Source organism: Pseudomonas asuensis, from assembly GCF_014646755.1.
Taxonomy (GTDB): domain Bacteria; phylum Pseudomonadota; class Gammaproteobacteria; order Pseudomonadales; family Pseudomonadaceae; genus Chryseomonas; species Chryseomonas asuensis.
Genome location: NZ_BMNW01000014.1, coordinates 31747 through 51240 on the forward strand (window position 1 = coordinate 31747; position 19494 = coordinate 51240).

The 19494-nt window shown below is 51.4% G+C and carries 16 protein-coding genes and 2 tRNA genes; 17 read left to right on the top strand and 1 reads right to left on the bottom strand.

The genetic code is table 11. The annotated features are described in order from the left end of the window. Positions 1 to 5 precede the first annotated feature (5 nt). The 6 genes from dnaJ to greA all read left to right on the top strand — a co-directional run bounded on the left by dnaJ (position 6) and on the right by greA (position 7771). On the top strand, positions 6 to 1136 hold the full coding sequence (gene dnaJ / locus IEX86_RS21840; RefSeq protein ID WP_188868252.1) for a molecular chaperone DnaJ: 1131 nt from the start codon (positions 6 to 8) through the stop codon (positions 1134 to 1136). A 60-nt stretch (positions 1137 to 1196) separates the two neighbouring features. Beyond that, on the top strand, positions 1197 to 2003 hold the full coding sequence (gene dapB, locus IEX86_RS21845) for a 4-hydroxy-tetrahydrodipicolinate reductase (RefSeq protein WP_188868253.1): 807 nt from the start codon (positions 1197 to 1199) through the stop codon (positions 2001 to 2003). A gap of 254 nt (positions 2004 to 2257) precedes the next feature. Then, complete coding sequence (gene carA, locus IEX86_RS21850; RefSeq protein ID WP_188868254.1) at positions 2258 to 3394, top strand: glutamine-hydrolyzing carbamoyl-phosphate synthase small subunit; 1137 nt, start codon at positions 2258 to 2260, stop codon at positions 3392 to 3394. A gap of 3 nt (positions 3395 to 3397) precedes the next feature. Then, the gene (leuE, locus tag IEX86_RS21855) at positions 3398 to 4057 is read left to right on the top strand and encodes a leucine efflux protein LeuE (protein WP_188868255.1); all 660 of its coding nucleotides are present in this window, start codon (positions 3398 to 3400) and stop codon (positions 4055 to 4057) included. A gap of 19 nt (positions 4058 to 4076) precedes the next feature. Beyond that, a complete protein-coding gene (gene carB, locus IEX86_RS21860) occupies positions 4077 to 7298 on the top strand; it encodes a carbamoyl-phosphate synthase large subunit (protein ID WP_188868256.1) in 3222 nt (1073 codons plus the stop codon). Next, complete coding sequence (gene greA / locus IEX86_RS21865) at positions 7295 to 7771, top strand: transcription elongation factor GreA (protein WP_188868257.1); 477 nt, start codon at positions 7295 to 7297, stop codon at positions 7769 to 7771. The genes carB and greA overlap by 4 nt, the downstream gene beginning before the upstream one ends. Positions 7772 to 7962: 191 nt before the next feature. Here greA and yhbY read toward each other — a convergent pair whose 3' ends face one another. Beyond that, the gene (gene yhbY / locus IEX86_RS21870) at positions 7963 to 8274 is read right to left on the bottom strand and encodes a ribosome assembly RNA-binding protein YhbY (RefSeq protein ID WP_188868258.1); all 312 of its coding nucleotides are present in this window, start codon (positions 8272 to 8274) and stop codon (positions 7963 to 7965) included. 338 nt (positions 8275 to 8612) lie between these two features. On the opposite strand from yhbY, the gene IEX86_RS21875 reads away from it, so the two are divergent. The 11 genes from IEX86_RS21875 (at position 8613) to infB (ending at position 19458) form a co-directional block, all read left to right on the top strand. Then, positions 8613 to 8948, top strand: a complete 336-nt coding sequence (locus IEX86_RS21875; protein WP_268239884.1) for an SAM-dependent methyltransferase — start codon at positions 8613 to 8615, stop codon at positions 8946 to 8948. Between the two features lie 203 nt (positions 8949 to 9151). Next, the gene (gene ftsH / locus IEX86_RS21880; protein WP_188868260.1) at positions 9152 to 11062 is read left to right on the top strand and encodes an ATP-dependent zinc metalloprotease FtsH; all 1911 of its coding nucleotides are present in this window, start codon (positions 9152 to 9154) and stop codon (positions 11060 to 11062) included. A 7-nt stretch (positions 11063 to 11069) separates the two neighbouring features. Then, positions 11070 to 11918 carry a dihydropteroate synthase gene (folP, locus tag IEX86_RS21885; RefSeq protein ID WP_188868261.1) on the top strand — a complete coding sequence of 283 codons (849 nt, stop codon included), beginning with the start codon at positions 11070 to 11072 and terminating at the stop codon, positions 11916 to 11918. 15 nt (positions 11919 to 11933) lie between these two features. Continuing rightward, a complete protein-coding gene (gene glmM, locus IEX86_RS21890) occupies positions 11934 to 13271 on the top strand; it encodes a phosphoglucosamine mutase (RefSeq protein ID WP_188868262.1) in 1338 nt (445 codons plus the stop codon). A 66-nt stretch (positions 13272 to 13337) separates the two neighbouring features. Beyond that, complete coding sequence (gene tpiA, locus IEX86_RS21895) at positions 13338 to 14096, top strand: triose-phosphate isomerase (RefSeq protein ID WP_188868263.1); 759 nt, start codon at positions 13338 to 13340, stop codon at positions 14094 to 14096. Then, positions 14096 to 14482, top strand: coding sequence for a preprotein translocase subunit SecG (gene secG / locus IEX86_RS21900; protein WP_188868313.1), 387 nt, complete (start codon positions 14096 to 14098; stop codon positions 14480 to 14482). The genes tpiA and secG overlap by 1 nt, the downstream gene beginning before the upstream one ends. Positions 14483 to 14493: 11 nt before the next feature. Continuing rightward, positions 14494 to 14579: transfer RNA gene (locus IEX86_RS21905), tRNA-Leu, on the top strand. Positions 14580 to 14663: 84 nt separating this feature from the next. Then, positions 14664 to 14740: transfer RNA gene (locus tag IEX86_RS21910), tRNA-Met, on the top strand. A 127-nt stretch (positions 14741 to 14867) separates the two neighbouring features. After that, positions 14868 to 15326, top strand: coding sequence for a ribosome maturation factor RimP (gene rimP / locus IEX86_RS21915; RefSeq protein WP_188868264.1), 459 nt, complete (start codon positions 14868 to 14870; stop codon positions 15324 to 15326). 47 nt (positions 15327 to 15373) lie between these two features. Then, on the top strand, positions 15374 to 16855 hold the full coding sequence (gene nusA, locus IEX86_RS21920; protein WP_188868265.1) for a transcription termination factor NusA: 1482 nt from the start codon (positions 15374 to 15376) through the stop codon (positions 16853 to 16855). Between the two features lie 26 nt (positions 16856 to 16881). Beyond that, positions 16882 to 19458, top strand: coding sequence for a translation initiation factor IF-2 (gene infB / locus IEX86_RS21925; protein ID WP_188868266.1), 2577 nt, complete (start codon positions 16882 to 16884; stop codon positions 19456 to 19458). Positions 19459 to 19494: the final 36 nt, after the last annotated feature.

A 19494-nucleotide genomic window follows, 5' to 3' on the forward strand; every position in this document is an offset into this window, starting at 1 on the left:
AACTTATGGCCAAGCGTGATTATTACGAGATTCTTGGTGTCGAGCGTGGCGCTAGTGATGCTGATTTGAAAAAGGCTTACAGGCGCCTTGCGATGAAATATCACCCGGATCGTAACCCGGGCGATAAGGAAGCCGAGGAAAAATTCAAAGAGGCCAATGAGGCCTATGAAGTGCTATCCGATGCCGGAAAGCGCTCTGCCTATGACCAATATGGGCATGCAGGTGTTGATCCCAGTATGGGCGGTGGTGGCTTCGGCGCTGGAGCGGCAGGCGCTAGCTTCTCCGATATATTCGGGGATGTATTTAGTGATTTCTTTGGTAATGCTCGTGGCGGTGGACGTGGTGGTCCGCAGCGTGGAGCAGATCTGCGTTATACCCTGGACCTGGATCTGGAAGAGGCTGTGCGTGGCACTAATGTCACAATCCGCGTACCGACCCTTGTTGGGTGCAAGACTTGTGATGGCAGTGGTGCCAAGCCAGGCACGTCGCCTACTACCTGTACTACCTGTGGTGGTATTGGTCAGGTTCGTATGCAGCAAGGCTTCTTTTCCGTTCAGCAGACTTGCCCACGTTGTCATGGCACTGGAAAGATCATCCCTGAGCCCTGTCAGACCTGTCACGGCCAAGGACGTATCGAAGAGCAAAAGACGCTGTCGGTTAAAGTCCCGGCAGGCGTTGATACGGGTGATCGTATCCGGCTTTCCGGTGAAGGCGAGGCGGGGACCATGGGTGGTCCGGCCGGCGACCTATATGTGGTCGTAAATGTTCGTGAACATGCCATTTTCCAGCGTGACGGCAAGCATCTTTACTGCGAAGTGCCGATTAGCTTTGCTGACGCAGCTCTAGGCGGGGAGCTGGAAGTCCCAACGCTCGATGGCCGGGTGAAGCTCAAGATTCCGGAAGCGACCCAAACGGGCAAGATGTTCCGTTTGCGTGGCAAAGGTGTAGTGCCTGTTCGTGGTGGCGGCGCTGGTGATCTGATGTGCCGCGTTGTAGTAGAGACGCCTGTCAATCTGGATAAGCGTCAGCGTGAGCTGCTCGAAGAGTTCCGCAATACCTTGCAAGGCAATAGCTCGCATTCGCCACGTGCTAGTGGCTGGTTCGATGGTATGAAGCGTTTTTTCGACGATTTATAAGCTAGGCGGGCGCAGGCCTGGCGGCGTGTCGGCCTGTTGCTTGCGGCATGGAGCATAATAATGCGACGTATAGCAGTAATGGGCGCCGCCGGGCGCATGGGCAAGACACTGGTAGAGGCTGTGCAGCAGACCAGTGGTGCGGCAGGGCTAACAGCAGCGATCGATCGTCCAGACAGCACGTTGGTTGGAGCAGATGCTGGTGAGCTGGCAGGTATCGGTCGAATCGGCGTGCCATTGTCCGGTGACTTGGGTCGGGTTGCGGATGAGTTTGATGTATTGATCGATTTTACTCATCCAGCCGTGACACTTCAGAACCTGGCGCAGTGCCGTCAGGCCGGCAAAGCAATGGTTATTGGAACCACGGGCTTTACGGCAGACCAGAAGCTCGTGCTCATGGAAGCCAGCAAGCAAATTCCAATTGTATTTGCAGCCAACTTTAGTGTGGGTGTCAATCTCTGTCTAAAACTCTTGGATACGGCTGCACGCGTGCTAGGGGATGAAGTCGATATCGAAATTATCGAAGCACATCATCGCCATAAGGTCGACGCTCCTTCCGGTACAGCCTTGCGTATGGGGGAGGTCGTTGCGCAAGCGTTAGGTCGGGATTTGAGCGAGGTAGCTGTATACGGGCGCGAGGGCCAGACCGGGGCTCGCGATCGCAAAACGATTGGTTTCGCTACCGTTCGAGCAGGTGATGTCGTTGGCGATCATACCGTTTTGTTCGCCGCTGAAGGTGAGCGCGTTGAGATAACACACAAGGCTTCAAGTCGCATGACCTTTGCAAAAGGGGCTGTTCGGGCCGCTCTATGGCTAGAGGGGAAAGAGCCTGGTCTTTATGACATGCAGGATGTTTTAAGTCTGCGCTAAAGCATGGATTTGCTAGGATTTATTCGGCGCGTTTAGAGATGCTAGAGGATGACTAGTTTCACTCTCTACCTCTGAAGCGATAAATGGCGTCAGTAAGTGTGGATTTGTTCAAGTAATTTCCGTATCATGCAGCTTTAGTGTGTCCACTAAAGCCAGCGCAGAATGATCTAATAAAAAGCGGGATGCGGTTCATACCTCATCCCGCTTTTTTACAACCTGCGTTTGCCTCTTCAGACTAGATTTTGGGAGGTCTCTTGACTAAGCCAGCCATTCTCGCACTTGCCGATGGTACGATTTTCCACGGAGAATCCATCGGTGCCGACGGTCTCACAGTCGGTGAGGTGGTGTTTAATACCGCTATGACCGGCTATCAGGAAATCCTCACCGATCCTTCCTACGCCAAGCAACTCGTAACACTTACCTATCCTCATATTGGCAATACTGGTACAACACCTGAAGATGGTGAAGCTAACCAAGTATGGGCCTCTGGCCTAATTATTCGTGACCTGCCCCTAGTCGCCAGCAACTGGCGTAACAAGCAGTCGCTGCCAGACTATCTTCAGGCTAACAACACAGTAGCAATCGCAGGGCTTGATACCCGTAAGCTCACTCGGATTCTGCGCGAAAAGGGTGCTCAAAACGGCTGTATTCTGGCAGGTGATGGCATCACCGAAGAGCAGGCGTTGGAAGCGGCTCGTGCTTTCCCAGGGCTTAAGGGGATGGACCTCGCCAAAGAGGTAAGCGTTAAAGAATCTTATGAATGGCGTCGTTCAGTTTGGAATCTGGAAAGTGACAGTGCTCCCGAGGTTCCGGCTGATCAGTTGCCATACCATGTGGTTGCGTTTGACTACGGTGTTAAATACAACATTCTCAGGATGTTAGTTGCGCGTGGTTGCCGAGTTACGGTTCTACCCGCTCAGACACCCGCTAGTGAAGCCTTGGCGCTAAGCCCGGATGGTATCTTTTTGGCAAACGGCCCGGGTGACCCAGAGCCTTGTGATTATGCAATCAAGGCTATTCAGGAAGTGCTCGAAACAGATATTCCTGTTTTTGGTATCTGCCTGGGGCATCAGCTTTTAGCGCTGGCGTCTGGAGCCCGTACGGTGAAAATGCCTAACGGGCACCACGGTGCGAACCATCCTGTTCAAGACCTCGATACTGGGGTGGTGATGATCACCAGCCAGAACCACGGTTTTGCTGTAGACGAGGCGACATTACCAGGTAATGTTCGCGCTACTCACAAGTCACTATTTGACGGCACTCTGCAAGGAATCGAACGTACCGACAAGGTTGCATTCAGTTTTCAGGGGCACCCTGAGGCAAGCCCAGGACCGCATGATGTAGCGCCGCTGTTTGATCGCTTTATCAGTGCCATGGCGGAGCGGCGTTAATAGATGGCATGGTCGGAGTTGGGCATTACTGACCTTTGGACATATGTAGCGGGTGTAGTTTTTGTAGTGCTGCTACCTGGTCCCAACTCCCTCTTTGTACTGGTCTCTTCTGCAAGGCGAGGCGTGGCTGCAGGTTATTGTGCAGCCTTTGGCGTGTTCTTTGGGGATGCATTGCTAATGACATTGTCGGCCCTGGGAGTCGCCTCGCTTTTAAAGGCCGAGCCTTTGTTTTTTGTAGGGCTTAAATACCTGGGTGCCGCTTATCTGCTTTATCTGGGTATAGGCGTGCTGCGTGGAGCTTGGCATCAGTGGCGTTGTTCACTGCCGTCTACAGAGCAGCACTCTAAAAAAGAAGATACCGACAGGCCGTTTAGAAAAGCCCTTCTACTAAGCTTGTCGAACCCAAAGGCCATTTTGTTCTTTGTGTCTTTCTTCATACAGTTCGTCGACCCTGGATATGCTCATCCTGGGTTGGCATTTGGGGTGCTCGGGCTGATTCTGGAAATGGTCAGTGCGATATACCTCAGTTTCCTGATTTTTGCCGGTGTACGTCTGGCGGCTTGGTTCCGTCAGCGGCAGCGGCTCGCCGCCAGTGCCAATACTGGTGTCGGTGCATTGTTCGTTGGCTTCAGTGTGAAGCTGGCGACCGCAACTCTGACTTGATTACTGCAACGAGAATCCCATGCCTAAGCGTACAGATATAAAGAGCATCTTGATCCTCGGTGCCGGCCCTATCGTTATCGGCCAGGCCTGCGAATTCGATTACTCCGGTGCCCAGGCCTGTAAGGCCCTGAAAGAAGAAGGTTTCCGCGTCATTCTGGTGAACTCCAACCCAGCCACCATCATGACTGATCCAGCCATGGCTGACGCAACCTATATCGAGCCTATCAAGTGGGCGACAGTAGCCAAGATCATCGAAAAAGAACGGCCCGATGCGCTGCTGCCAACGATGGGTGGTCAAACCGCGCTGAACTGCGCGCTGGATCTTGAGCGCCATGGGGTACTCGAGCAGTTTGGCGTCGAAATGATCGGTGCTAACGCTGATACCATCGACAAAGCCGAGGATCGCTCGCGTTTCGACAAGGCCATGCGCGCGATTGGTCTTGCATGCCCGCGCTCCGGTATTGCTCATAGCATGGAAGAAGCTTACGGCGTGCTGGAGCAGGTTGGTTTCCCCTGCATTATTCGCCCTTCCTTTACTATGGGGGGTAGCGGTGGCGGTATTGCCTATAACCGTGAAGAGTTCGAGGAAATCTGTGCTCGCGGTTTGGATCTTTCGCCGACTAAAGAGCTTCTGATCGACGAGTCTCTCATCGGTTGGAAAGAGTATGAAATGGAAGTGGTCCGCGATAAGAAGGACAACTGCATCATTGTATGCTCGATCGAAAATTTCGATCCAATGGGTGTGCATACCGGTGACTCCATTACAGTTGCACCGGCGCAGACACTGACCGATAAGGAATATCAGATCATGCGTAACGCCTCTCTCGCAGTGCTGCGTGAGATTGGCGTGGAAACAGGCGGCTCCAACGTGCAGTTTGGTATCTGCCCTGATACGGGTCGCATGGTTGTCATCGAGATGAATCCTCGGGTTAGCCGCTCTTCAGCGTTGGCATCCAAAGCAACAGGCTTCCCCATTGCTAAGATCGCCGCCAAACTGGCCGTTGGCTACACATTGGACGAGCTGCAGAATGACATTACTGGTGGTCGTACACCGGCGTCTTTTGAGCCAGCTATCGACTACGTTGTAACCAAAATACCGCGCTTTGCCTTCGAGAAGTTTCCCAAAGCTGACGCCCGCCTGACTACTCAGATGAAGTCAGTCGGCGAGGTTATGGCAATCGGCCGTACCTTCCAGGAGTCTGTGCAAAAAGCACTTCGTGGTCTTGAGGTTGGCGTAAATGGCTTCGATCCCAAGCTGAACCCGGAAGACCCCGAGGCCGATAGCATTCTCAAGCGAGAGCTTACAGTGCCTGGCGCCGACCGTATCTGGTACGTAGGAGATGCCTTCCGCCGCGGCCTGACCGTTGAGCGGGTATTTGAGCTGACCAAGATCGATCCGTGGTTCCTCGTGCAGATCGAAGACCTGATCAAGGAGGAAGAAAGGGTCAAGACTCTGGGGTTGGCAGACGTCGATCGCAACCTCATGTGGAAGCTCAAGCGCAAGGGCTTCTCTGACGCCCGCTTGGCCAAGTTGCTCGGTGTGACTGAAAAGAGCCTGCGTCGTCATCGCTATAAGTTGAACGTACTGCCGGTGTACAAGCGTGTCGACACGTGTGCAGCAGAGTTCGCGACTGATACCGCTTACATGTACTCCACTTATGAGGAGGAGTGTGAGGCTAATCCCTCTAGTCGTGACAAGATCATGGTGATCGGTGGCGGTCCTAACCGTATTGGGCAAGGCATCGAATTTGACTATTGCTGTGTTCATGCCGCGCTGGCAATGCGTGAAGATGGTTATGAAACCATCATGATCAATTGCAACCCGGAAACCGTGTCGACTGATTACGATACCTCTGATCGCTTGTATTTCGAGCCGGTTACGCTTGAGGATGTACTGGAAATCGTGCGTGTCGAGCAGCCTAAGGGGGTAATTGTTCAGTTCGGTGGGCAGACTCCATTGAAGCTGGCTCGTGCCTTGGAAGAAGCAGGTGTCCCGATTATTGGCACCAGTCCTGATGCAATCGATCGTGCTGAAGACCGTGAGCGCTTCCAGCAGATGATTGAACGCCTTAACCTGCGTCAGCCGCCGAACGCTACCGCTCGTAGTGAGGAAGAGGCAATTGCAGGTGCAAAACGTATCGGCTATCCGTTGGTGGTTCGCCCCTCTTATGTGTTGGGTGGACGTGCCATGGAGATCGTTTACGAAGAAGAAGAGCTTAAGCGCTACATGCGTGAAGCAGTGCAGGTATCGAACGATAGTCCTGTGTTGCTTGATCATTTCCTGAACTGCGCTATTGAAATAGATGTTGATGCAGTATGTGATGGCAAAGATGTTGTTATTGGCGCCATCATGCAGCACATTGAGCAGGCCGGTATCCATTCGGGCGACTCAGCCTGTTCTTTACCTCCGTACTCGCTGCCAGCACATATCCAGGATGAAATGCGCGAGCAGATCCGTAAGATGGCGCTCGAGCTGGGTGTCGTTGGGCTGATGAATGTGCAGTTGGCGCTTCAGGGTAATGATGTTTACGTGCTGGAAGTAAACCCGCGCGCGTCTCGTACGGTGCCTTTCGTTTCCAAGTGCATCGGAGTTTCGCTGGCTAAAGTAGCGGCCCGGGTAATGGCAGGTAAAACCCTTGAAGAAATTGGGTTTACAAAAGAAATCATTCCGCCTTATTACAGCGTTAAAGAAGCAGTGTTCCCCTTTGCCAAGTTCCCGGGTGTCGACCCCCTTCTTGGCCCAGAGATGAAGTCTACTGGCGAGGTCATGGGCGTAGGTGACAGCTTTGCTGAGGCGTTCTCGAAGGCTCAGTTGGGCGCAAGTGAAATACTGCCTACTAGCGGCTGTGCCTTTATCAGTGTTCGTGATGACGATAAGCCCTTTGTGGCTGATGTGGCTCGTGAACTGGTTGCGCTTGGGTTTGAGGTTGTTGCTACGGCCGGTACCGCTCGTGTTATCGAAGAGGCTGGTCTGCCGGTTCGTCGTGTTAACAAGGTTACTGAAGGGCGCCCCCACGTCGTCGACATGATCAAAAACGATGAAATTACGTTAGTGATCAACACGACAGAAGGTCGTCAGTCTATTGCTGACTCCTACTCGATTCGTCGTAATGCGCTTCAACATAAGATTTGCTGCACGACAACGCTTGCAGGAGGCCAGGCGATTTGTGAAGCTTTGAAGTTTGGTGCAGAGAAAACTGTACGTCGGCTTCAAGATTTACACGCGGGAATTCAGGCATGAACAAGTATCCTATGACAATCCAGGGCGCTCGCGCCCTGGAAGAAGAGCTCAAGCATCTCAAAACAGAGCTTCGTCCTCAAATTACCCAGGCTATTGCTGAGGCGCGTGAGTTGGGCGACCTAAAAGAAAACGCCGAATATCATGCTGCTCGTGAGCAGCAGGGTATGGTGGAAGCGCGCATTCGCGATATTGAGGGACGTCTCTCTAATGCCCAGGTTATTGATATTTCTACTATTCCTCGCTCGGGCAAGGTAATTTTTGGCACGACCGTAGAGATTGTAAATGTTGATACAGATGAGTCGGTAACGTATCAAATCGTCGGGGACGACGAGGCGGATATAAAATCGGGCAAGATATCGGTGAGCTCTCCGATTGCCCGTGCATTAATTGGTAAGCAAGAAGGCGATGTGGTGATCGTAAAGACGCCCGGCGGGGATGTTGAATACGAAATTGTCGAGGTACGCCACATCTAAGACCTTAGGTAGCTGGCTCCCCAATCGCTGTCTCAAAGGCAGCGATTGGATGCAGCTAAATAGGGCATTGATAAATAGCTTGCCAGAGGAGCTCTTAAAATAAGGGGCTTGGCTTTGAGGTAGGCTGACTTTCCTTCGCCAGCAAGCAGCAAGGTCGCTATCTGTATGCTCGCCCGGTGTGCTTGTAGATGTTACAGGCTGTGGCGGACTACATTTGAAAGCGAGCGATTTTGCGGCTGAGCCTTGCGGTAGATAAGCGCCATCTTGCCGATGGTCTGGATCAGCTCACATTTGGCCGATTGGCAAAGCTCTTCCATCAGAACTCGCCGATCTTCACGCTCGCTGAGACTGAATTTGACCTTAATGAGTTCATGATCATTAAGTGCTCGCTCAAGCTCACCCAGTACGCCTTCAGTAAGACCATTTTCGCCAACTATTAATACAGGCTTTAAATGGTGCCCAATAGATTTGAATTGCTTTTTCTGCTCTTGATTGAGAGCCATAATTAAATCCCAGAGAAAAAGGCATCTATTGTACCCTAGCTACTAGGTATAGCCCATATGGACAAGATGAGGTAAACGCGGCTTGATCAAAAAAGAGTCAGCGTTGGCCCAAAGAGTATTTAAATGACCATTCTGCAAAGCTAGCGCAGAACGGCTATCGCTCTCTTGGCTATTTGGAATTATAAGGGCTGAATCGTTTCTTGCAGTCTGGTATGACTATTATTGGCCTGCATGCAGCACTAGGTTGTTGAGCGTTGAGCGTTGAGCGTTGAGCGTAGGGCGTGGCGGGGTATTAGTATGGTTGTTTCCGATATCTTGCTAGTGAAAACCTTGCTGCCATCGAGTTTTCAGGTAGCTTCACTTGGGACGAAGTTTTGAGTCGATTATCAAAGCAATCAGGTAAGGCTCCCGTTGGCCTTGTTATTTCTGAAGTAGCCCCCAATATGATTGGGATAAGTACAATATATTGGTCAAAACCAATATATCTCTATGGGCTAGTGCTTGCTTTTGCGCAGCGTGTGCTGCGTCCGACCAGCGGGTTTTTAATCAAAATATTTCAAAATGAAGGGTTTGGCAGTTACCTGAAGCTGGCGCAGAGGGATTTCGAAAAAGCCCTCATGTGCAAACGCTCGGCATCTCAAGAACGGTTTCGTGAGCAATATTTGCTAGCGTGAGGCTTTAAAGGTAATGCGGCCAGATGCAACGGCAGACTCTTCCTAAAGTCTCAGCTAAAGTGAGAAGAGCAACGGATCTCATAAAGGGTTACAGACGGCCGCTGCTCAACGTTAGCGTTGTGTAGTAACTTACCGGCCAATAGCCGGTTTCGATACGAACGGTTCCAGGCGAAGCCGGCTCAGAGGGTAGTCAATTGAACGATATGGCAAAGAATCTGATTCTATGGCTCATCATTGCGGCTGTATTAGTCACAGTGATGAATAATTTCTCCAGCCCCAATGAGCCGCAAACGCTCAATTATTCTGACTTCATTCAGCAAGTGAAAGATGGTCAGGTAGAGCGTGTGACTGTCGATGGTTATGTCATCACGGGAAAACATCGTGGTGGAGATACTTTCAAGACGGTTCGGCCTGCTATTCAGGACAATGGTCTGATTGGCGATCTGGTTAATAATAATGTGGTTGTCGAAGGCAAGATGCCTGAACAGCAGAGCATCTGGACGCAGCTATTAGTAGCAAGCTTCCCGATTCTGGTGATTATTGCTGTCTTCATGTTCTTTATGAGGCAGATGCAGGGTGGCGCAGGTGGCCGTGGTGGTCCGATGAGCTTTGGTAAAAGCAAGGCGCGACTACTTTCTGAAGATCAGGTTCGAACAACCTTCGCAGACGTTGCTGGGTGTGACGAAGCGAAAGAAGAAGTAACCGAGTTAGTAGAGTTTTTGCGTGATCCGGGTAAGTTCCAGCGTCTGGGTGGCCGTATTCCGCGCGGCGTACTCATGGCTGGTCCGCCCGGTACAGGTAAAACCCTACTGGCAAAAGCTGTCGCCGGTGAGGCTAAGGTACCTTTCTTCACAATTTCTGGTTCAGATTTTGTTGAGATGTTCGTAGGTGTTGGTGCTAGCCGTGTACGTGACATGTTTGACCAGGCAAAGAAGCATGCACCTTGCATCATCTTTATCGATGAGATCGATGCGGTTGGTCGTCATCGTGGCGCTGGTATGGGGGGTGGTCATGATGAGCGTGAGCAGACCCTAAACCAGTTACTGGTTGAGATGGACGGTTTTGAAATGAATGACGGTATTATCGTCATTGCCGCTACTAACCGTCCTGATGTACTGGATCCTGCGCTTTTGCGTCCGGGTCGCTTTGATCGTCAGGTTGTAGTAGGGCTGCCGGATATTCGTGGTCGTGAGCAAATCCTCAAGGTCCACATGCGTAAAGTGCCCATGGGGGATCGAGTTGATGCGGGTGTTATCGCGCGTGGTACTCCAGGTTTCTCAGGTGCAGACCTTGCTAACCTGGTAAACGAAGCCTCCTTATTTGCTGCACGCTCTAACAAGCGTACTGTAGATATGCGCGAGTTTGAGCTCGCTAAAGACAAAATCATGATGGGCGCAGAGCGCAAGACCATGGTTATGTCTGAAAAGGAAAAGCGCAACACGGCCTATCATGAGGCTGGGCACGCTATTGTGGGTCGCTTGGTGCCTGAGCATGACCCGGTCTACAAGGTTTCTATTATTCCGCGTGGACGTGCCTTGGGTGTAACCATGTTCCTTCCTGAGGAGGATCGTTACAGTCTGTCCAAGCGTGCACTAGAAAGCCAGATCTGCTCGCTCTTTGGTGGTCGTATTGCTGAAGAAATGACGTTAGGCTTCGAAGGCGTTACGACGGGTGCCTCGAATGACATCATGCGTGCGACGCAACTGGCTCGTAACATGGTCACCAAGTGGGGCCTGTCAGAAAAATTAGGTCCATTGCTATATGGTGAGGAAGAAAATGAAAGCTTCCTTGGTCGAGGGGCAGGTGGTGCTAGCGGCAGCATGTCTGGCGAGACAGCTAAAGAGATCGACTCGGAAATTCGTCGGATTATCAATGACTGCTATACCACGGCTAAGCGTCTGCTAGACGAAAATCGTGACAAGCTAGAGATGATGGCTGATGCCCTAATGCAGTACGAGACGATTGATGCCGACCAGATCGACGACATCATGGCAGGGCGGGTGCCTAGAGAGCCGCGTGATTGGCAGGACGGCTCAGGACCTACTGGTACAAGTGCTACCCAGGGAGGTGGTCATCCTGATACCCCTATAGGTGGGCCAGCAGGCGAGCACTGATACCCTCATGATTCCTGGTTCGACTCAAACCCGACTGCTTTGCGGCAGTCGGGTTCTTGATTTATCACGTCCCCATGTCATGGGGATTCTTAATGTTACTCCTGATTCCTTTTCTGACGGTGGCCAATTCAATACCTTAGACAAAGCGCTGTTTCGTGCGCGTGATCTGGTAATGGCTGGTGCCACGCTTATCGATATCGGTGGAGAGTCAACTCGTCCTGGCGCTCCCCGTGTCGCTCTCGATGAAGAGTTGCAGCGGGTAGTGCCTGTAGTTGAGGCGTTATCTAAAAGACTCGATGTTGTCATCTCGGTTGATACGTCATCTCCTCAGGTAATTTGCGAGTGTGCAAAAGTAGGCGCAGGGCTTATTAATGATGTGCGCGCCTTGCGCCGTCCGGGCGCGCTTGAGGCTGCAGCTGCGGCAGGCCTGCCTGTATGTCTAATGCACATGCAAGGCGAGCCCGATACGATGCAGCAAGCTCCCCAATATGAAGACATTGTTGCTGACGTAATTGCGTTTTTAAGTGAGCGCATAGCTGCCTGTGAAAGTGCAGGCATTGCGCGTGATCAGCTTATTCTTGATCCTGGCTTTGGGTTTGCTAAAACCCTTGAGCACAATTTGGTGCTGTTCAAGCGTATGCCTGAGTTATTTAGGCTGGCACTACCGCTATTGGTCGGTGTTTCCCGTAAAAGCATGATTGGGACTGTCTTGAATAAGCCCGTCGATGAACGCTTATACGGTAGTCTCGCCTTGGCTGCGCTAGCAGTCGCTAAGGGGGCCAGTATCATTCGAGTGCATGATGTAGAGCAGACGGTAGACGTTATAAAAATGATAGCTGCAGTAGAGCAGGCTTGAAACAAGGCGAGAGTAATGGCTAGAAAGTACTTTGGAACAGATGGAATTCGTGGGCGCGTAGGTGAGTATCCGATTACACCTGACTTTATGCTAAAGCTTGGGTGGGCGGCCGGTATTGCCTTTCGTAGCCAAGGTATCTGTCGAGTTCTAGTAGGTAAGGATACGCGTAACTCTGGCTATATGTTCGAATCTGCTCTTGAGGCTGGGCTTTCTGCAGCTGGCGCTGATGTCATGCTACTAGGCCCTATGCCTACACCCGGCATTGCCTATCTGACGCGTACTTTCCAGGCTAACGCCGGTATTGTGATCAGTGCATCTCATAATCCTTTTTACGATAACGGCATCAAGTTTTTCTCGGGACTGGGTACCAAGCTGCCGGATGAAGTGGAGTTGATGATTGAGGAGTTGCTAGATCAACCTATGACGGTTGTGGAGTCTGCTCGTATCGGCAAGGTATCCCGCATCAATGATGCCGCAGGCCGTTACATAGAATTTTGTAAAAGCAGCGTGCCGAGCGGCACTAGCTTTGCTGGTATGCGAATCGTAGTCGATTGTGCTCATGGCGCTACCTATAAGATTGCTCCTAGTGTCTTCCGGGAATTAGGGGCTCAGGTTACTGTTATCGGCGCTCAGCCTGACGGACTCAATATCAACAAAAACTGCGGTTCTACTCATCTGGGAGAGTTGCAGAAAGCTGTGCGTGATCAGCATGCTGATTTAGGTATTGCATTTGATGGTGATGGTGATCGTGTATTAATGGTTGATCATACCGGCGCAATTGTTGATGGGGATGAGCTTCTATTTTTGATCGCTAAGGATTTAAAAGGCCGTAATCGCCTTGAAGGTGGCGTTGTAGGCACTCAGATGAGCAACCTCGGGCTAGAGTTAGGTCTGGCTGAGCTGGGAGTTCCATTTACCAGGGCCAAGGTGGGTGACCGCTACGTGATGGCCGAGTTAATAGGACGGAAATGGACACTGGGTGGCGAAAGCTCCGGTCATATTGTGTGCTGCCAGTACACTACGACAGGCGATGCCATTATTTCTGCGCTACAGGTCTTAATGGCGTTGAGGCGTGCCGGGCAAACATTGGCGGAGGCGCGTAAAGGGCTCAAGAAGTACCCGCAAGTTCTCATCAATGTACGTTACTCCGGAGAAGTCGACCCTTTGGTTCACCCGGACGTACAAAAAGCTTGCACGTCGGTGACTGAACAAATGGCCGGTAAGGGGCGCGTTTTATTACGCAAATCTGGAACCGAGCCTCTTGTTCGTGTGATGGTCGAAGGCAGTGATGAGCGTCAGGTCCACAAGCATGCAGAAGCTTTGGCTAAGCTGGTCAGCGAGGTATGTGCTTGATTTGGCTTGTCAAAGCAAAAAATCTTAGATAATATCTGCGCCCACTTCGCTTACTGAGGCATTAGCATGCGCAAGCCCTTAGTCGCTGGTAACTGGAAAATGCACGGAACACGTGCCGATGTAGCCGAGCTGATAGAGGGATTAAGTAAGCTCGCCTTATCTGATGATGTTGAGATGGTAGTGTTTCCACCATTCTTGTTTATCGATCAGGTTGAGGTCGGTCTCGCTGGTGGCGGTATAGTACTCGGTGCACAAGATTGTGCTGTGCAGCCAGAGCAAGGTCCGCTTACGGGTGAGATAGCAGCGTCCCAGTTGCGTGATGTGGGTTGTAGATATGTTTTGGTGGGGCATTCCGAGCGTCGTCTAATTTTGCGTGAAGATGATGATTCGGTTACAAAAAAGTTTGCTTCAGCCCAAAAGATGGGTATAGTGCCCGTCCTTTGTGTTGGTGAGACTCAAGAGCAGCGAGAAGCTGGTAAAACCTTTGAGATTGTTAAAGGTCAGCTCAAGTCGGTAATAGACGCGCTAGGGATTGAGGCTTTTGAGAATGCAGTTGTAGCCTACGAGCCTGTATGGGCGATAGGTACAGGATTGACAGCAACTCCTGATGAAGCTCAGGCGGTGCATCAGGAAATCCGGCAGTTCCTCCGATCTTATAGTGGCGATGTGGCTGATAAAGTCAGGCTTCTATATGGTGGTAGTGTAAAGGGCGGTAATGCTGCCGAGTTGTTCGGTATGCCTGATATCGATGGTGGGCTTGTTGGTGGAGCCTCCCTAAATGCGAATGAATTTGGCGTGATTTATCACGCTGCTGGAAGTAAATGATGTTAGAAACTCTAGTTGTTGTCGTGCATCTGCTAATGGCGCTGGGCTTAGTTGTCCTTGTGCTTCTTCAGCAGGGTAAAGGTGCGGACGCTGGTGCTTCTTTTGGTGCAGGTGCTTCGGGTACTGTTTTCGGAAGCCAAGGTTCTGCTACCTTTTTGAGTCGATTTACTGCTATACTAGCGGCGGTTTTTTTCGCTACTAGCCTGGGTCTGGCATACTTCGCCAAGGAAAAAGCAAATGCACTGCAGGAAGTTGGTCTTCCTAAGCCTGCAGTCATTCAGCAGACGCCTGAAGTTGAAAAGCCTGTGGCAAATGATGATGTTCCCATGTCACAGCAAAAGCCTTCGACATCCTCAGAAGGTGATGTTCCGGGAAGTCAGAAATAGTAAGACGTTTTGCCGAAGTGGTGGAATTGGTAGACACGCTATCTTGAGGGGGTAGTGGCCAACGGCTGTATGGGTTCGAGTCCCATCTTCGGCACCATAATTAAGACACTAATTAAGTGTCGAGAGCGTAAGTAGATTGACCTGAAAGAGACTCTTTCTTATACTTTCGCTCCAGCTTTGACGCGGGGTGGAGCAGTCTGGTAGCTCGTCGGGCTCATAACCCGAAGGTCGTAGGTTCAAATCCTGCCCCCGCAACCAGTCAACAAAGGCCCCTTTATAGGGGCTTTTTGTTAGCTGAACAGTCAGGTCGCGCGTTCTTGCGGCGACCACAAGGGATGGGCGTTATGCCCATTTTTTATTTGCACAGCATGCGTGAGGCAACCAGGTGTCGAGCAAGCTAGAACAGTTGCAAGCCATGCTGGCCCCCGTCATCGAAGCGCTTGGCTATGAATGCTGGGGCATCGAGTACATTTCCCAGGGCCGGCATTCTCTGCTAAGGGTCTATATCGATCATTCAAACGGAATTCTGGTTGAGGACTGCGAAAAAGTCAGTCGTCAAGTTAGTGGGATTTTAGACGTAGAAGATCCAATTCCGGGCGAATATACCTTGGAGGTTTCCTCTCCAGGTATGGATAGACCTTTATTCACTCTTGAGCAATTCAGCGCTTTTGTAGGTGAGCAAGTAAAAATAAGGCTTCGTTCGCCTTATGAAGGCCGCCGCAACTTTCAGGGCCTTTTGCGCGGTGTGGAAGATCAGGACGTCGTGGTTCAGGTTGATAACCATGAGTATCTGCTTCCCATCGAGATGATCGATAAGGCTAATGTCATTCCCCGATTTGAATAAAGCGCAAATCCGCGAATCCCAAAGGATTGCGACAGGCGAGGCGTACGATGAGTAAAGAAGTTCTACTGGTAGTGGAATCAGTTTCCAATGAGAAAGGTGTTCCGCCCGGTGTCATTTTCGAGGCATTGGAGCTAGCCCTAGCCACTGCCACAAAGAAACGCTATGAAGAAGATGTAGAACTGCGTGTGGCTATCAACCGCCACAATGGTAGTTACGAAACGTTTCGTTGCTGGACAGTTGTTAAAGATGAAGACTTCGATAATCCAGCAGCGAACCTGACGCTTGATGAAGCCCAGGAAATCAATCCAGATGCCAAGTTTGGCGATCTGATTGAAGAAAAGATTGAATCCATTGAGTTCGGTCGTATTGCGGCCCAAACAGCCAAGCAAGTAATCGTTCAGAAAGTACGTGAAGCTGAGCGCGCTCAGATTGTTGATGCTTACCGTGAAAAAGTAGGTGAGATCATTTCAGGTACTGTCAAAAAAGTTACCCGGGATAATGTGATTGTCGATCTGGGCAATAATGCAGAGGCATTGTTGGCGCGTGATCAAATCATTCCACGGGAAAATTTCCGTGTTGGTGTTCGCGTTCGTGCGTTGCTTAAAGAAATTCGCACAGAAAACCGCGGACCTCAACTGGTCCTGTCGCGTACAGCGCCTGAAATGCTGATCGAGCTATTTCGTATTGAAGTACCGGAAATCTCCGAGCAGTTAATTGATGTCATGGCTGCCGCCCGTGATCCGGGTTCGCGCGCCAAAATCGCCGTACGCTCTAAAGATAAGCGCATCGATCCGCAGGGCGCCTGTATTGGTATGCGCGGCTCGCGTGTCCAGGCAGTATCTGGTGAGTTGGGTGGTGAGCGGGTAGATATCGTCTTGTGGGATGACAACCCGGCTCAATTCGTTATCAACGCCATGGCACCCGCAGAAGTTGCGTCGATCATTGTTGATGAAGATACCCATACCATGGATATCGCTGTTGCTGCTGACAACTTGGCTCAGGCCATTGGCCGCAGTGGCCAGAATGTTCGTCTTGCGAGCCAATTGACAGGCTGGACATTAAACGTGATGACCGAAGAGGACATCATGGCTAAGCAAAAGGCAGAAACGGGCGATATTCTTCAGCAGTTTGTAGATGAACTGGATGTAGATGAAGAGCTGGCTCAAGTGTTGGTTGAAGAAGGTTTCACCACACTTGAAGAGATCGCCTATGTCCCCATGGAAGAAATGCTCAACATTGATGGCTTCGATGAGGATGTCGTCAATGAGCTGCGTAACCGGGCTAAGGATCGCCTATTAACCCGTGCCATCGCGACGGAAGAAAAACTGGCTGACAAAAAGCCAGCGGAAGATTTGCTTAGTCTCGAAGGCATGACTGAGGAACTCGCGCTTGAGCTGGCGCAGCGAGGCGTTGCCAATCGCGAAGATCTTGCCGAGCAGTCCATTGATGACCTGCTCGATATTAACGGCATGAATGAAGAGCGTGCCGGCAAGTTGATCATGGCTGCCCGTGCCCATTGGTTTGAGTGAGCGGTGCTGCCTGAGGAGAAGAGTGCATGACGCAAGTCACGGTGAAAGAACTGGCCCAAACGGTCAATACACCGGTTGAACGCCTGCTGCAACAAATGCAGGAAGCGGGTCTGTCCCATAGCAGTGCAGACCAGGTTGTAACCGACACTGAAAAGCAAAAACTGCTGTCTCATCTGAAAGGAAACACCAAGCTGGACGAACCGCGTAAAATAACGCTCCAGCGCAAGACTCAAACGACGTTGAAAGTGTCTGGAAGCAAGACAGTTAATGTCGAAGTCCGCAAAAAGAAGACATATGTCAAGCAAAGCCCTGACGAGTTGGCGGTAGAACAGCAACGTGAGGCTGAAGAGGCTGCACGTCTGAAGGCTGAAGAAGAAGCTCGTCAGCGAGTAGAGGAAGAGATTCGCTTGAAGGCCGAAGAAGAGGCTCGTCTTAACGCTGAAGAGGAAGCTCGTCAGCAGGCTGCTGCCAAGGCCGCTCAAGAGGCGGCAGAAGCGGCTGCGAAAGCCGCTACAGAAACCAAGTCCGAGGAAGTAGTGGAAGAAGTGGTTGCAAATAAAACAGCGCCGGCAGCACCGGCAGCTGTATCTGATGAGCGCAAGCGCGAAGAAGTGCGTCGTCCCCCAGCTGCCCCTGTAGCCGGCAAACGGGATGACGATGAGCGTCGCGATCGCAAACATGCACAGCATCGTCCTTCTTTGAAGGAGAAGGACAAGGTTAGTACCCCGCGCGTTGTTCGCACCGCAGGTGAGGACGAAGATGATGGTTTTGGCGGTCGTCGTGGCGGTCGAAACAAGTCCAAGCTTAAAAAACGTAATCAGCATGGCTTCCAGAACCCTACGGGTCCAGTCGTTCGTGAAGTAGCTCTGGGTGAGACAATTACTGTTGCTGAATTGGCGCAGCAAATGTCCGTCAAGGCTGCTGAAGTTATCAAGTTCATGTTCAAGATGGGTTCTCCCGCCACTATCAACCAAGTGCTGGATCGTGAAACAGCACAGCTAGTAGCTGAAGACTTTGGTCATAAGGTCAAGTTAGTCAGCGAAAACGCACTGGAAGAGCAACTGGCAGAGTCGCTCAAGTTTGAAGGCGAAGAAGTTCACCGCGCACCCGTGGTAACGGTCATGGGTCACGTTGACCATGGTAAGACCTCTTTGCTGGATTACATCCGTCGCGCCAAGGTTGCAGCAGGCGAAGCGGGTGGCATTACCCAACATATTGGCGCTTACCATGTAAATACGGATCGTGGCATGGTGACGTTCTTGGATACCCCTGGTCACGCAGCCTTTACAGCTATGCGTGCCCGTGGTGCTCAAGCAACCGATATTGTTATTCTGGTTGTAGCGGCCGATGACGGTGTCATGCCACAGACAGAAGAAGCTATCCAGCACGCCAAGGCTGCTGGTGTGCCGATCGTTGTTGCAGTGAACAAGATCGACAAGCCTGATGCAGATCCGGACCGTGTTAAACATGATCTGGCTGGGCGTGACGTTATCCCGGAAGAGTGGGGCGGTGATACTCAGTTTGTTCATGTATCTGCCAAAGCAGGTACTGGCGTTGATGAGCTGTTAGAAGCGATTCTTCTGCAGGCTGAAGTTCTTGAGTTGACTGCAACACCTTCAGCTCCAGGCCGTGGTGTCGTAATTGAGTCGCGCCTTGATAAGGGTCGCGGGCCGGTTGCTACTGTTCTGGTGCAAAACGGTACTCTGCGCCAGGGTGATATGGCTCTGGTCGGTGTTAACTTCGGTCGTATCCGTGCCATGCTCGATGAGAATGGCAAGCCGATCAAAGAGGCTGGTCCATCCATCCCCGTCGAAATTCTTGGCTTGGATGGTACGCCGGATGCCGGTGATGAGCTGACTGTTCTGACCGATGAGAAAAAAGCACGTGAAGTTGCCTTGTTCCGTCAGGGTAAGTTCCGTGAGGTCAAGCTGGCGCGTGCTCAGGCAGGCAAGCTCGAAAATATTTTCGAAAACATGGGCCAGGACGAGAAAAAGACGCTTAACATCGTTCTCAAGTCCGATGTACGCGGTTCTCTAGAAGCTCTGCAAAGCTCGCTCAGTGGTCTGGGTAACGATGAAGTCCAGGTGCGTGTTGTTGCGGGTGGTGTAGGCGGTATCACTGAAAGTGATGCGAACCTAGCGCTGGCTTCTAATGCAGTTCTCTTCGGCTTTAACGTTCGTGCCGATGCTGGTGCTCGTAAGATCATTGAGCAGGAAGGTTTGGATCTACGTTATTACAACGTGATCTACGACATTATCGAAGATGTTAAGAAAGCGCTAACGGGTATGCTGGGCAGTGATGTTCGCGAGAATATTCTGGGCATTGCAGAAGTTCGTGACGTCTTCCGTTCGCCGAAGTTTGGCGCTGTTGCAGGCTGTATGGTTGTTGAAGGCATGGTCCATCGCAATCGTCCGATTCGTGTTCTACGTGAAGATATTGTGATCTTTGAAGGTGAACTCGAATCTCTGCGTCGCTTCAAAGATGACGTGGCTGAAGTTCGTGCCGGCATGGAGTGCGGTATCGGTGTGAAGAGCTATAACGACGTTAAGGTCGGCGACAAGATCGAAGTTTTCGAGAAGGTCGAAGTAGCGCGCTCGCTGTAATTCACGCAAGCGAAAAGCCAGGAGCTGGAAGTTGTC